Here is a 14871-nt window from a genome sequence, read left to right as displayed (position 1 = left end):
ATTGCTCCTTTCCTCGTGTATGTCAGTCACGCTCAGCTCTCATGTGTGATACAGAAAATCTCCTTGTTCAAATCAAAGTAGATTACCATCAGTTCGTCGGTAATCTCCGGGTTAAAGGACAGATCCAGAATGAAAACTTGCTGGTTCATCTCGCTATCCACCAGACTGCCGAACCGCTTGAGCTTCAAAAAGTCAACCATCTCAGCAAAGGACAGTTTGGCTGGGTCGGTTTCCGGAAAAAGTTCCGCCACAATATCCGGGCCTACATCGTCCCGATGGAACTCCATGAAAAATGTCACAACGCTATGGTAGCGGCTGTCCTCGTCTGCCAGCGCCGCTTTGATGGCGGCTTTGGCCTTCTCCGCCAATTTCTCCGCCTCATCCAGCATTTCTCCCACCGCATCCATGACAGCAGGATCGCCGGTCAGTTCTTCCTCTACATCGAAGATAAAGGGTAGTCCCGATTCCTCGGGAAAGTTGAAGATTTCCTCACCGGGTGTATATGTAAAATCAATGCGTTTACAATTCAGTTTCATAGATATACCTCTTATTTCAATTTCAGCACAAATCCCCAGATGCTCACCACGATCAAAAGGACGCCCAGCAGGAAGAACACCACCCGCCGGTATCCTCTGCTGTGGCGGTGGGCATCCCGCGTACCAGTGGGGTCGCAGAGCCAGTTCCAGTTGCGGATCGCCCCAATTAAAATCACGGCCCCGATGAGCACCGAGGCAATGTACCAATGCTCTTGCAAAAATGCTGTGATCTGTTCACTGTTCATTCTACTTCCTCCTCACGCAAATACCTGCTGGTATTTCTCTTTTCATACTCTTTTCAAACAATAAAAAAGCCCCACGCCGCACTGTCATAAAGACAGGCTGACGCAGGACATGAAGAAGCCGCGTTGAAGGAGCCGCATCCACCAGCAGATGTAGTTTCTTCAACAACCAAAATATTTTTTTCGTATCTTAAAGCAGCAAATTGCTGTCCAATATATTTGTTCATAGCGGCACCATTTGTTCTGAGCGTAGTTTTATATCTTATTATATCACAGCACCCCTTCAATGAAAATATTTTGTTGGAAATGCTAATGAAAAATTTTTGTGAATTTGTTAAGGCGCAGGGGCTGTTATCTCCATAGTGTCTGGATGGATCAGAGTGATTACTTTTCCCTGATGCAAGGCATAGTTGACTGTCTGTGCTGTACCTGAGCGCAGCTTTTTCTGATTATCAAACACACCGATAAGGTACTCTGCATGATCGACCATATAGTAATTCCTTTTTTTATAACTGGAAACATCCGCAGAATGTGAAATAACAATGGAATCGTTTGCGTTTTGGATCAGCTTTTTCAATCTATGTCTACTCTGATCCGGCCATTTAGAGTCATAACCGATGAAGGGAACTACAACGACAATTTTAATATCTTCGTATCCCGTTTGTGCCCTCAATGTCAGCAGCTGTTCTCCAGCCCACATATCCACACCAAGAGCACCGCCGACAAAAAAAGTACGGACAAATTTCTCGTCATGAAGTATCCGAAACTGCTCCAGGAGACATTCTTTTAATTTTTGGCATAGGGGATCTTCCTCATTATATCCAAAGCAAAATCTTGTTGGTCGGTGGCCGGTAATGGCGCAGGCATACTGATTCATATAAATCACCCTTGATAACTGCCTTGATTACGCATATAAAGCAAAAATAACGCAAATAATAATGCGTATAAAGGTTGTATTATAAAATTATAACACAATACATACGAAGTATCAAGAATTGCTTTCTGCTATGCTAAAAGAGCAGAGAGGTGAGCGTATGGACGAAGAATTTATCCGCAATCGGATCACAGAATTGCGATTGAAAAAAGGTGTTTCAGAATATCAGATGAGCATGGAGTTAGGGCAGAACAGAAGCTATATTCAGGCGATTTCCTCTGGGCGTTCTATGCCGTCTATGAAGCAGTTCCTCAACATCTGTGAGTATTTTGAAATCACACCGCTTCAATTTTTTGATGCACAGGAAAATAACCCTCAGCTTATCAAGAAGGCTTTGGACGGAATGAGAAAGATGTCAGATGACGATTTGATTATGCTGATTGGTTTTATAAGTCGCTTAAACACAGAAAACTAACGATAGGAGGCAGTAAGCGTCCCGTCGTTAGTTTTTCATTTTATGCGCAGCATATTGTGGCAAGCAATGCTTGTGGCTATCCATTTCGCCACAAACTGCTTGTTGAGGGCAGTGCCCCCAAGCCCCTTTGAACACAGAATTTCATTCTGTGGCTGCGCGTTCTACGAACGCTTTTGACCAGGACCAGCTTATCGCTGGCCGTGGTTTTTTTCTTTTTCAACATCCTGTTCTACCTCCATTTTCAGCACTCGATCCACATTGGCCTTTGCCGTTAAAAGCTCCCGCATTTCCTCACGGGAACGCCGGTACTCGGCATAGGTCTTTTTCTTTTCTTCCAGCAATTTCGCGTACTCCGTCTGTAACTCTTTGACCTTGGGCAGCTTCTTGACGCCCATCTCATCAAAGGCATTCTTAGCAGCCTGGTGGAGCAGAATTTCTTCCTCATGTTCCTCCCGGAATTTCTTAGAGTAGCCTGCCTTGCGGTATGCCACATAGACCTCACGGGTCTTGGCATAATTTACAATGTGAGTACGCAGAACAGCAATCTCTGCCATGCGCTTTTCAGCCGCTTTGATCTGCGCCGAAAGCTCATTGTGATGTGCCGTGGCAGCCGCTGCCTTTTCTTCCAAAACCGCATACTCCAGCAGGTTATTCTCTGACAAGTAATTCATGGTCTGCGCCATCTGCTTGAGGTTGAACACCTTGGCCCATCGAGCATAGCCAGCACCTTTTCCAGCCTGCAATTTTGCCTGAATGTCCACCAGCAGATTGACCTTCTGCGTCTCTGCCTGTGTAACTATTTTCTTTCGTGGGGTATGCGCTTTCTTCCCGGAGAGAACCGCCTGCAAATCATCTAATCCATATCCTTCGCCCAGGCTGTCCATTCGGGCGGCTTTCTCCCAGCCGGGGAGTTTCAAACGATACGATTTTCCGCGCTTTGATACTTCACAGCCGGACTCTTTTAGCAGCTTCAGCAGTTCCTCAAAATTAGCAGGACTTTGTGATAATGCGTTGTCAATCGCTACACGCAGCAGCTCTCGGTGAGAGGGCTTTGCCTGATCGCCCAGCCACTTGTTATAGCTCTTTCCGTGAGGTTTCGGATTCTCCACAATGGACAGTCCGTTTTCGACGCAGATGGTGTCACTTAACTGTCGGACTGCCTTGGTGCTGCCCCAAAAGTTTCGGAATTTCCGGTCATATTCTAAGCTGACCGATGACCAGATAATGTGATTGTGAATGTGCGACTTGTCTATGTGGGTGCAGACCACAAAGGCATGATTGCCCTTGGTGAATCGCTTGGCAAATTCCACACCCAGCCGATTGGCTTCCTCCGGTGTGATCTCACCGGGGCGGAACGACTGGCGCACATGATAGGCGATCACATCATCCGCACCTCGCACTCGTCCGGTCGCGGCAAGGTACTGCCGCTTTGCCAGAAGGAACTCTGCATCCGCAGTCCTGCTGTCACACGCATAGCCGGTAATGAGCCTGCCATTATCTGTTTTTTTGGGATTGGCCACATAGTCGATGATGTCACTGATCGCCCGACTTTCTGTGCGGCCCTTGCCGACATGAAGCGGCATGATTCTTGTGGTTGCCATAGGTCAGACCTCCTTCCCGAAAAGAAAACGGCCTGCCATAGCAGACCGCTTTCACTATTCTATAAAACTTTCTTCATCGAAAAAATTGAACTCATCATCTTCTAAGTGTCTTGGTGGAAATCTCATTTCATATTGCTCTTGCGCCAATGCACGGACATCAGGCCGCCTATCCTTTAGTCGATTTTTCAGCCAGGACAACTGCTCTTTCGATAGCCTCCATGGAAGATTCAAAAGACGATTCAGTGTCATCAGTTCAGCCTGCTTTTCTGCTGGTAGCGAAGCACAGGATTTACAAATGTGGGATGCATGACCTTTGCCTGAAAATTTTTCGTTGGCTTTGTATTCACCACAAACTTTACAATAGTGTCCATGCTTTTTCATAAGCTGATGCCCTTCTCGCAAAGAACATATAACCTGCGAATTGCTTTCATAATCACATCCCATTCCAAATCAGAAGCATAAGAAAACTTTTTACGGTATGCCTCCCAAAGTTTTTGCATAACCGAATCATTTTCCACTTCGTCAAAAACTTCTTCAGCCTGGTTAAGATACTTCTCCGATCCCCGTTTATGAGCAGTTGCCAGAAGCGCATCATGTAAAATTTTCGGGTTCAGCGTGGTTCCATGCAGCTGTTCTAAAATGTAAATATCGTAGAAATCTCTCATGCGGGTATTGGTTGTGGTTCTAGTAATAATGGTTTCCAGTTTTTCTGCCAGCACAGTTTCTAAATTATAAGCCCAAATATCAATGGAGCGATCTTCCAGCATAAGTTTGAATGAATACCGAACCTCTCTTGGAGTGATTGCATCTCCCGTAGAAATATCAATTTTCAAAGGGGTCACTACACCATCGAATGTTGTACTCATGCTGACACGAATCCCCGGATACTCTGCTTCATCCATAATCTCCGAAATACTTTTCAGCTGAAATTTAACACCATCATCAATCGGAACAGTTACGATTGATGAAATTAGATTCTCAATATCCTCCACATTAACATTAGCTCCTTTTATGGTTGCATCCAAATCCATCGTAGAGCGGGCATCCAATCCAACCATAGCCGCTACCAACATACCACCCTTCAAGATAAACTTATCACGATACTCAGAAAGAGAAATACGCTCCAAAAAACGCTCCATCATGTAGTTCCTCATTAAAATCTGAGCATCTGCGGATTTTTCTCTGGAAAGGTTTCGTATTAAATCTTTAAGCTGTCTTGCTGTTTTTATCATAAAAGTACCTCCAAATACTGTCGTAAAATTTTTTCCACCTTGAACATCCCAGCATATTGCATTAAAGCTCGCAGGTTCTTATCTTTTCTACGGGCATACGCTTTCAGTGCTCCCTGAAAGGTCTGAATTTCAATTCTGCTACGGCTTCTGAGCAAATCACAGATTGTTCGCTCCATATCATAAACCGGCACAGTATGCCCGAACGGAGTTTTCGCTGTTGTAAGTCCTACATCATGTAAGTCTGCTTTAATCGTAAAAACTTGAATGCCTTCTGCTTTCATTTTGCTTGGATTGCATCCAGTTTTGACCGTAACTGTATATTCTATTGGTTCACGATCTGTCAGATCGTGAAAAAATAAAGCTGTTTCATGTGAAAATACTGCTTGTTCAAATCGCAAATGAAGCAGATACATGGCATCCACCCAGGAATCTTTGGACAGATAAATCCCATGTGCGACTCTATCCAAATCTCGTGAACGCACATAATCATAAAATACCGGCTTTGAAATTCCAGAAGATACGACCTGCGATGTTCGCAGCATTCCTTCTTGTTCTGTTAGCATCTGATCCAGCTGTTCAAATTGTCCCATCATATCACTTCCTTTCACACTAATATTATACGCGATATTAGTTCAAAAGTAAAGTCGTGGATATATAGTTTCTCTTTCCAAATTTAACAGACGGTGTCTGGCATTTTTATGGTTTTGCGTATTTTTATCCATAAACCAACTCCTGAATTGCAAATTTCAAACTCTGCACCTTACCCATCAGCCAGATTGCAGCCAACGGCAGCCCCATAGGGCTAATCAAAAATGCCATAACCAGCAAAATCACACCATTCTGCGGGGAATAGGTAAGCAGCACAGCCACACCAAGCAGAGCAATCACGGTACTGAACAGGCCGAGCACCAGACCGGATATGTAGATCAGCCCTGTGCAGAGCCAGACAAAAAGTGTCAGAACCAAAATGACCGGTGCAGTTATAATCATCAAAAGCCCTTTCAAAATCTTCATGTCATTTCCTCCTTGCAGCGTTCTTGGTATCTTTTCTAATCATATTATCCGGTACGGACAGGCAAAAGACAAGGATACAGACAAAAAGAAAAAGCGGAGGAAGGTGCGGCGAAGAAACGCCGTTCCTCCCTCCGCAAATGGAGTATCTATCCCCGTTATAAAAGTTTGGAAAGCTGGGTAAGGATTTCCTTTACGCCCTCCCATAACTGTTCCTGCCGCTGGGATATATCCTCCAAGTCAGCATCATAAACCCGCCCGGTCTCATGCACTTTACGGGTCAGCTGGTTTAAGTTGTTGCTGCTTCGGCGCATCAGGGAAACAAGCTCCTTCAGCTCCGGCAGCTCCAGCTTGACTACATACCCATCCAGCGCCATTTTTCTTAGATAGGCTTCACGGTTGGAGGTTCCAAACTGAGACATTTTTTGCTCAATCACAGCAAGCTCCTCCGCTGAAACTCTAAAGTTTAATTGCATATCCCGCTTACGCTTTGCCATAGTTATCGCTCCGGCTCCCGTTTTTTCGGGGCGGCAGACTTATTGGCGGGCAGCTCCTGTTTGAGCTTATCCCGTACTGAGGGACGGGACGGTTCCAGTTTTTCTCTCTGGGTACGGCTGCGCTGCTGTTCTTCACGCACCAGATCAATAAAACCATCCAGCACAGCAGGGTGGCTGTTTAAGGCATAACCACAACGGACGGTTTCGGGATTCTCATTAGGAATGGTCTTGGCCCATTCTTTGTTGCGTCGGGAGTAGCGCCCATCCCAGTCCTGAAGCTGGATCGTGTTAGACAGAACCATAGATACACGCTCCATGCCATAGGTCTCGACCACACCCTTTGCCGCATCGTGGCTGAGATACATTCCGTCGAAGTGTTCCCGCACCGCCGCTTCAATGGACTCCTTGCATTGGAGATTTACATTGTTGGAAGCTCGGTACTGCTCCAGCTCCCCATGTTCTCTCGCATAGGCAGCTGAATGGGGATAGATTGGTGTTGTTCGCAGTTCCTCTTTAGCTCTGCACACATCGTCGGCACGGTTCTCAATGCTGTCCCGGATCATATCCATATAGCCGGTCTCCAGCTTTTCAAAATAACGGTACACATCCGCCAGCGGCGAGGGAGATTCCAAAAGCGCCTGGGCCTGTGCGTCGGTCAGCTCCAGCTCCTCCATCGCCATCACGATGTCCTCACGGATGGTGTACTCATAGGTGTGGTGCAGGATTTCTTCCGGGGGCTGGCTTTTCAGCCAGTCCCTGTATTTGTCCTGCTCAGCGGCCATCTTTTCATAAAGGGCCATATTCAAATCGTTGGTATTCATGTTATCGCACCTCCTCATGTTGTTTTGGTTTCTTGTCAGTACTGCGGGGCGGCACCGGGCGTTTCAGATGATCCAATACCGAAGGCCGTGTGCTTTTGGCAACGACAGCTTCATCGTGTGCCGGTCCCTTTCCGTCGATGTTGAGCAGGGTATCCAGCTCCACCAGACGGGCGTTTTTGCTTCTCAGTTCTTCTTCATAAAGGAATGGCTTTCCAACTTCCTCCTTTGCGGCAGCCTGCTGCTGATAGAGGTTATCCAGCTGGGCCTTTGCCGCCTCCAGACGCTGTGGCATCTGGGCGAGGGCATTGTCGATGCGGGTAAGATTTCCGCGAGGGTCTGTACCAAGGGTTGCCCTGTGGGTCATCTGGCCTTTCAACAGGAGCGTATATTCCTGTTTCCAAGCGGAAAATTCCACGGACATGGCATAGCCCCGGTAGCTGCCGATCTGTACCGGATCGGAGGTTTTGACCTCCTTGCAGGCATCCAAAAGGGCAGCACCGGCGTTCTCCTTATCGGTCAGCAGATCTCCACGGATCTCCATACCGGCAAAGCCGTCCTCCGGGTGCGGGTGCGCTGCCAAAACCTCCAGATCGGATTCAAAGCCCTTGATAAAACCTTTGTGCTTTTCAATCTCCTCCGGGAAGTATTTGAGCAGCTGGTCCTCCAGACGATATTGCTTGCTCTGGTGGTCGGCTTTCATCAGCTTCAGGCGGGATACCTCCACATCCAAATCCATGCGCTCCTTGATGCGGGGATCTCCGGCACACAAAGCCTTGATCTCTGCAAAACTGAGGGCTGTTTCATCCACATCATCGCAGGAGCGCACCGGCGATTTAGAAGTCATGATCTGGCTGATGAATTTTTGCTTATTCTCCACCGTCTGCCAGAGGTATGCGTCAAAGGTTCCTTCGGTCACATAGCGGTACACATGGACAAGAGGATTCTGGTTGCCCTGGCGCTCGATACGGCCCTTGCGCTGGGCAAGGTCTCCCGGTCTCCACGGACAGTCCAGGTCATGAAGTGCCACCAGACGGTCCTGCACATTGGTGCCTGCGCCCATCTTGGCGGTGCTGCCCAAAAGGACACGAACCTGACCGGTACGGACTTTAGAGAACAGCTCCTTTTTCCGCACTTCGGTATTGGCTTCATGGATAAAAGCGATCTGGTCGGCAGGCATCCCCTGAGCAATGAGTTTCTGACGAATATCGTCATATACCGTAAAGGTCGGTTCCTGTTCCGGCAGAGGCACAGCGCCTTCCAATGCGTGAAGCAGTGGATTATCCAGCGTTTTCGCCGCCTTGCTTGCAGGAGCTTTGGCCTGTGGTGTAGAAATGTCGCAGAACACCAGCTGGGTCAGCTTGTCAGCTTTGCCGTCCCGCCAGATCTGCATGATGTTGTCCACACACTGATTGACCTTTGTGCCAGGTTCGTCCGGCAGCATCTGGTTGACGATCCTCTGGTCAAGCCCCAACTTACGGCCATCCGAGGTAATCTTGAGCATGTTATCCTGGGACGGGTCAACAGTTCCGCTGTGTACCAGCGATGCGCGCTCCGAAAGGGTCTTGACCATTTCCTGCTGATGTTCGGTGGGCTGCGCCACGATGTTGTGGTACTCCACTTCCGGGGTAGGGAGATTTAACTGGTCGGCAGTCTTAATGTCCGCCACTTCTTTGAACAGGTTCATCAGCTCCGGCAGATTAAAGAACTTGCTGAATCTCGTTCTTGCCCGGTATCCGGTGCCTTCCGGTGCCAGCTCCAATGCTGTGACGGTCTCCCCAAATCGGGAAGCCCAGCAGTCGAAGTGGGTCATGTTCAGTTCTTGCAGGCGTTCATATTGAAGATAACGCTGCATGGTGTAAAGCTCGGTCATGGAGTTGCTGACCGGTGTACCGGTGGCAAAGATCACGCCACGGTTTCCGGTGATCTCATCCATATAGCGGCACTTGGCAAACATATCGGAGGATTTCTGCGCGTCCGATGTGGAAAGACCAGCCACATTCCGCATTTTTGTGTATAAAAACAGGTTCTTGTAGTTGTGGGCCTCGTCCACAAACAGCCGGTCCACACCCAGCTGCTCAAAAGTTACCACATCATCTTTTCGCCCCTCGGCTTGCAGCTTTTCCAGTCTGGCTTCCAGAGACTTTCTGGTACGCTCCAGCTGCTTGACGGTAAAACGCTCGCCGCCGCTGGCCTGCACCTCTGCGATACCCTCGGTGATCTCGTCGATCTGCTCATAGAGAAGCCGTTCCTGACGCTCCCGGCTGATGGGGATACGCTCAAACTGGCTGTGTCCCATGATGATGGCGTCGTAGTCACCGGTCGCAATACGGGCGCAGAACTTCTTGCGGTTATGGGTCTCAAAGTCCTTTTTGGTTGTGACTAAGATGTTGGCAGAAGGATAGAGGCGCAGAAACTCCGATGCCCACTGCTCAGTCAGGTGGTTGGGAACCACAAAGAGAGATTTCTGGCACAGTCCCAGGCGTTTGGCTTCCATCGCAGCGGCCACCATCTCAAAAGTTTTGCCTGCGCCTACTTCATGTGCCAACAGGGTATTTCCTCCATACAGCACATGGGCAATGGCGCTTTTCTGGTGTTCCCGCAGGGTAATGGCCGGGTTCATGCCCCCAAAAGTGATATGGCTTCCATCATATTCGCGGGGACGGGTAGAGTTCATTTCTTCGTTGTACTGACGCACCAAAGTCTGGCGGCGCTCCGGGTCTCTCCAGATCCAGTCCCTAAAGGCTTCCCGGATCGCCTGCTGTTTTTGAGCCGCCAGGGTGGTCTCCTTGGCGTTCAGCACGCGGCGCTCTTTTCCGTCTGCGTCCTCTATGGTGTCATAGATGCGGACATCCCGCAGGTTCAGGCTGTCCTCTAAAATCTTGTAGGCATTGGCACGACTGGTCCCATAGGTGGTATAAGCTGCCACATCGTTGTAGGATACAGAAGATTTCCCCTTGATCTGCCATTCAGCGGTAAAGGACGAATAGTTGACCTCGATACTGCGCTGGAGATAAAACGGGGTGTTGAAGGTCTCGTACATAAACTGCTGGATGTACTCTTTGTCGATCCAGGTAGCGCCCAGACGCACCTCAATCTCCGACGCATCCAGGTCTTTGGGCTGGGCGGCGGTAAGAGCTTCCACATTGACTGCATAAACCGGGTCCTGCTGTGCCGCCCGCTGCGCCTGACGCAGTTTGCGGCGTACATTGCCAGAGAGGTATTCATCAGCAGTCACATAATGGGGCGTTCCGTCCTGCTCCAACTGTCCCGGTATACGGAAGATGACGCCTTGCAGCTCTCCGGCCAGTTCTTCTTTTGTTTTTCCGGTAAGCTGGCTCATATAGTCCATATCCACGCAGGCTTTTTCCGAGATGGACACCGCCAGTGCTTCACTTGCCGTATCCACCACAGCCACCGCCTGATGGGGCTTGATGGTCCGTTTGGTGAACATATCTGCCTTGCGTTCCAGCTTTCCGTCCTCGTCGATGACTTCCAGCGCACAGAGCAGGTAATAGGAAGAATCATCTGCATAGGCCAGTCGGTTTGCACGGTCATTGATAAGGCCATATTTTTCAGAAAAGCTGTCATACAGGCTGTTCAGTTCCGCCTGCTTTTGGGTAATGGTGCTGTCCGGAACCGCTGCATCCATCTGAAGGTCGATCAGTTCCTGCACACAATCACGCAGTCCCACAAGACCTTTTACGCGGGCTTCTGCGGTGGTGTTGAGATCCGGGCGCACCATGCGGCTGTTTTCCCGGTAGTACACCTGCCCGTCTACAATGGCATAGGAATAGTTCTTCACATTAGGATCGGCAGGAATGAAGGTGTCAATGGCTTCGCCTTCGCCCAGCTCCGGCAGCTCTGCCTCCTGATAAGTGCCATGAATGTACTTCACAGCATCATGCAGCTGGTCGGAAAGCTCCAGTCCCTCGATAGGGTTCACGGTGTAATCCATACCATGAGCAGTGCTTACCGGCTCCTGTCTGCCCAGCACCATTTCCGGGTGGTCGATAAAATACCGGTTGATGGCAAACCCATCCTCCGTTTGTCCGGTCTGAGTCCATTCCGGCACGATGTCCAGCGGACGGTCCCGCTTTTGGAGAAAGATGATGTCCGACACCACCTCGGCACCGGCATTCTTTTTGAACGCATCATTAGGCAGACGGATCGCTCCCAGCAGCTCGGCACGCTGGGCAAGATAGCGGCGCACGGTGGAATCCTTGGCATCCATGGTATAGCGGGAGGTCACAAAAGCTACCACACCGCCGGGACGCACCTGATCCAATGCTTTGGCGAAAAAGTAATTATGAATGTTGAAATTCAGCTTGTTGTAGGCTTTGTCATTGACCTGATACTGACCAAAAGGCACATTGCCGATGGCAAGGTCAAAGAAGTCCCGCCTGTCAGTGGTCTCAAAGCCGCCTACTGTGATGTCCGCCTTGGGATAGAGCTGCTTTGCGATACGCCCGGAAACCGGGTCCAGCTCCACACCGTACAAACGGCTGTTTCTCATTTCCTCCGGCAGCATACCGAAGAAGTTGCCCACACCCATAGATGGCTCCAAAATATTTCCGGTCTCAAAGCCCATGCGCCCCACCGCTTCATAGATTGCCTGGATAACCGTAGGGCTGGTGTAATGGGCATTGAGGGTAGAGCTTCTGGCGGCGGCATATTCCTCCGGGGTCAGCAGCTCTTTCAGCTGGGTATACTCGGAAGCCCATGCCAGTTTCTCTGGGTCAAAAGCATCAGGAATACCGCCCCAGCCCACATAGCGGGAAAGAATCTCCTGTTGTTCGGGGCTTGCCTGCTGTCCGGCAGATTCCAGCTCTTTCAGCAAACGAATGGCATTAACATTTGCTTGGAACTTGGCTTTTGGACCGCCTTCGCCCAAATGCTCATCGGTAATGCGGAAGTTCTGTGCATTGCGGCGCAGGTTAGCCTTGTATTCCTCATAGGAGGCTTCCTCGGCAGCTTTGGCATTGGGGAAGGTCTGCCACTGGCCGTTGACCTGAATGGAAACCGGGTGTTCATCCAACACTTCCTCAAAGGTTTTTTCCGGCTCTGTTACAGGGGCTGGCGGCTCCGGCTCCTCAATATGCAACCGTTCCACCACCACATCATAAGGTAGATGGTTCTTATCGCCCGGATAGACTGCCACGGTCTCGGAATGAAAGGTCAGGGATTCAGCAGACGGTTGGGGCTGTTCTTGTCCAAAGCCATCCAGCTGACGGGCATACATCCCGCGCAGCAAAGGCGCAACCTCATCCCAGCGGAAATACAGCACAGCCAGACGCTTTTCCTCTGCATCCATGACTTCCAGCTCCATGCCCTGTGTCGTGGTACGGTAATCGGCAATATCGCCGTTCTCCAAATCCAGCGTCTCAATCTCACGAGGATAAGCCCTGCTCAGCCAGTAGGCGATCTCACTGTTGCTCCTGCCGGATTGAAGTAGCGTGGAAAGCTGCTGTTTATCTGCTTCATCCATCAGTCCATGGGACAATACATCCCGCAAGTCTTGATCTGCCTTGTCCGGGTCAATGGGAAGAAACTCGGTATAGTAAGCATTGCGGAGGTCTGCCCGAAGCAGCTGCTCGAACTGTTCTTTGCGCTCTGCCCGATAGATGGGATATACCATGCCGGTGGGCAGAAGCTGTACGGTGTCATCCCTCAGCTCGGTGATCTGATAAGCGTCATCCTCGATATACACGGTATCACCCACGGCATAAACCGGGGCGGCAGGGTCATAGGAGGTTCTTTGCGGAGTCGGGCGGCGAACTGCATCATATTCCTCATCGGAAATGGAAACCTCGGAAGTCTGTTCTGTCTCGGCAGCTGCGATCTGCTCGGCATCCGACATCACCTGTTGGATAAACGGGTCATTGTCCAGTTTTTCCGGGTCTGCCACCTGTCCGTTGACGATCCCTCTTTCCTCCAGGGCTTCCCGGATGGCGATTGGGTCGATGTCGTCAAAACGGTCCTGTTCTTCTTCGGTATAGAACCGGTCCTCCTGAATGAGCTGGGCAAGCCTGCGCTGTACCTTCGGCCAGGGCAGCTGTGTTTCCTCCGGGCTTCCGGCACGGACAACGAACGGGCTGTTGCTGCCACCGTATTCCTGAGCCAGCCATGCAGCGGTATCTTTTTCTCTTGCATGGTCTTTCATATAGCGGACAACAGCGTGTTTACTCTCAATATTGCCGTTCCATGCACAAAGGGCGGTATCAATATCCTCCTGAGAAAGAGGGCGCAGAAGCTCATGGAGCTTTGGATAGGTCTCGTCGATCACTTCCCGGTGCAGACGCTGACGGAACTCCGGCACATCGGAATAGAGCCGAATCAGCTCCATATCCTTAGAGCCAAGAACCGCACGGCGCACAGCGGCATTGCCCTCGATGACAGCATTTTCACGGTCGGAATGACCGCAGGCATTTCGATATGCCACATCCTCAGATATGGCGGCAGTCACCACAGGCTTATACTGCTCAAACTGCTCCCCAAGGGTAGGCTTTGGCGTTTCTTCCTCTATCTCCGGCTGCTGGGCATGAATGGCATCTTCTTCTGCCAGATCCTTTTCAGCCTGGATCTTGTCATACTGCGCTTGTTCCTGTTCGGTAAGATAGCGGCCTTTCCGGACAAGAGAGGTAATGCGCTTGGCAACCTTTTCCCAGTTCAAGTGAACATCCGGGCAGTCCTGCTTTTTATAGTGCAGTCCTTTCCCATCGTGATCTTCGCCGCTGTGTGTTGCGCCGGACAGGGCATGAGAGCGTCCGCCAATACCATACTCATCTTTGAGGAATCTTACTTTCTCCTTATCCGTATGGTTTTCCATGAAGAACGCATAGATACGGCCTTTTCCTCCGGCAAAACTGCTGCCGCCGGTCATGGCGGCGTCGATCTCATCCTCGGTAATGAAATGCTGGACGGTTGGCACTTGGGAAAGGTCTGAAGAAAAAGTCCTGCGGGGCAGGTCAAGGTCCTTCAGATTCTCCCAAATCTCCCTTGGTCTGTGGTAGTGAAAGCGCAACAGGTCACGGTCCTGCTGATAAGCGGTCCAGAAGGCGGCGTATTCTTCCTTGAGTGTCTGGCGGAAAGCCGGGTCACTCAGCTGCTCCGTCAGGCGGCGGGTCTCCTCTGGGAACCCATTGCCTTTGATCTCTGACAGGCAGGACAAATATCCGGCTTTTCTGGCTTCCTCGCTGAAATCGTGGTACAGATACCAGAGCTTTTCTGAAAGGAGGGAGCGTTCATAACCTGCCGCTTCTGCAAGCTCCACATTGGAGGCGAACTGACCACTCTCCAAAAGCTCCCCGATACGCTCTGCGGCACTCTCCCAGGAAATGACCTGGGCAGACCTGTCATAACGGACAGACTTCCCGTGGGAAAGATGGATACCATCCTCGGCATACCATGCGCTCACGCTGCCAAGGCCGTTGCCGCCGTGGTACAGCGTTTTCAGTATCTCGGCAATCTCAGCGGTGGTTTTCTGCTTTTCAAAGGCTGCAACCACACGCTCCCTTTGACGGTCTGTATTGCCGCCCAAACGCAACACATGGTCGATGTCATTTTGGGCAAAAGAAAAAGCAGA

13 protein-coding genes are annotated in these 14871 nt (G+C 50.2%); 1 reads left to right on the top strand and 12 read right to left on the bottom strand.

Translation table 11 applies throughout. The annotated features are described in order from the left end of the window. Positions 1-32 precede the first annotated feature (32 nt). The 4 genes from I2H39_RS19475 to I2H39_RS19465 all read right to left on the bottom strand — a co-directional run bounded on the left by I2H39_RS19475 (position 33) and on the right by I2H39_RS19465 (position 1655). Complete coding sequence (locus tag I2H39_RS19475) at positions 33-536, bottom strand: DUF2004 domain-containing protein (protein ID WP_195627330.1); 504 nt, start codon at positions 534-536, stop codon at positions 33-35. An 11-nt stretch (positions 537-547) separates the two neighbouring features. Further along, complete coding sequence (locus I2H39_RS19470; RefSeq protein WP_002576934.1) at positions 548-781, bottom strand: immunity 17 family protein; 234 nt, start codon at positions 779-781, stop codon at positions 548-550. 53 nt (positions 782-834) lie between these two features. After that, positions 835-1005: a hypothetical protein gene (locus tag I2H39_RS28910; protein ID WP_166434156.1), complete on the bottom strand. Its 171-nt coding sequence runs from the start codon at positions 1003-1005 to the stop codon at positions 835-837. Between the two features lie 107 nt (positions 1006-1112). After that, complete coding sequence (locus tag I2H39_RS19465) at positions 1113-1655, bottom strand: SLOG family protein (RefSeq protein WP_006059597.1); 543 nt, start codon at positions 1653-1655, stop codon at positions 1113-1115. A 157-nt stretch (positions 1656-1812) separates the two neighbouring features. Between I2H39_RS19465 and I2H39_RS19460 the strand changes: the two genes are divergently transcribed. After that, positions 1813-2127, top strand: coding sequence for a helix-turn-helix transcriptional regulator (locus I2H39_RS19460; RefSeq protein ID WP_002576937.1), 315 nt, complete (start codon positions 1813-1815; stop codon positions 2125-2127). A 188-nt stretch (positions 2128-2315) separates the two neighbouring features. Here the strand turns inward: I2H39_RS19460 and I2H39_RS19455 are convergent, their stop codons facing one another. The 8 genes from I2H39_RS19455 to I2H39_RS19420 form a co-directional block, all read right to left on the bottom strand. Further along, positions 2316-3728 carry a relaxase/mobilization nuclease domain-containing protein gene (locus I2H39_RS19455; RefSeq protein ID WP_195627329.1) on the bottom strand — a complete coding sequence of 471 codons (1413 nt, stop codon included), beginning with the start codon at positions 3726-3728 and terminating at the stop codon, positions 2316-2318. Positions 3729-3782: 54 nt separating this feature from the next. Beyond that, on the bottom strand, positions 3783-4109 hold the full coding sequence (locus I2H39_RS19450; RefSeq protein WP_006773027.1) for a hypothetical protein: 327 nt from the start codon (positions 4107-4109) through the stop codon (positions 3783-3785). Further along, positions 4106-4960 (bottom strand): nucleotidyl transferase AbiEii/AbiGii toxin family protein, encoded by an 855-nt coding sequence (locus tag I2H39_RS19445; protein WP_002595844.1) that lies wholly within the window; start codon positions 4958-4960, stop codon positions 4106-4108. Before I2H39_RS19445 ends, I2H39_RS19450 begins: the two co-directional genes overlap by 4 nt. Further along, the gene (locus I2H39_RS19440; RefSeq protein ID WP_002588981.1) at positions 4957-5553 is read right to left on the bottom strand and encodes a type IV toxin-antitoxin system AbiEi family antitoxin domain-containing protein; all 597 of its coding nucleotides are present in this window, start codon (positions 5551-5553) and stop codon (positions 4957-4959) included. The genes I2H39_RS19445 and I2H39_RS19440 overlap by 4 nt, the downstream gene beginning before the upstream one ends. Before the next feature lie 121 nt (positions 5554-5674). Beyond that, positions 5675-5974, bottom strand: a complete 300-nt coding sequence (locus I2H39_RS19435) for a CD1845 family protein (protein WP_002588980.1) — start codon at positions 5972-5974, stop codon at positions 5675-5677. Positions 5975-6129: 155 nt separating this feature from the next. Continuing rightward, on the bottom strand, positions 6130-6468 hold the full coding sequence (gene mobC / locus I2H39_RS19430) for a plasmid mobilization relaxosome protein MobC (protein ID WP_002588979.1): 339 nt from the start codon (positions 6466-6468) through the stop codon (positions 6130-6132). A gap of 2 nt (positions 6469-6470) precedes the next feature. Further along, positions 6471-7289 (bottom strand): DUF3849 domain-containing protein, encoded by an 819-nt coding sequence (locus tag I2H39_RS19425; RefSeq protein ID WP_195627328.1) that lies wholly within the window; start codon positions 7287-7289, stop codon positions 6471-6473. A 1-nt stretch (position 7290) separates the two neighbouring features. Next, positions 7291-14826, bottom strand: coding sequence for an SNF2-related protein (locus tag I2H39_RS19420; RefSeq protein WP_243281825.1), 7536 nt, complete (start codon positions 14824-14826; stop codon positions 7291-7293). Positions 14827-14871: the final 45 nt, after the last annotated feature.

It is taken from the genome of Clostridium sp. 1001283B150225_161107_B6, assembly GCF_015556325.1.
In the GTDB taxonomy this organism is placed as follows: domain Bacteria; phylum Bacillota; class Clostridia; order Lachnospirales; family Lachnospiraceae; genus Enterocloster.
The sequence above is the reverse complement of the archived record's forward strand: the minus strand, read 5'-3'. Positions and strand labels throughout refer to the sequence as shown.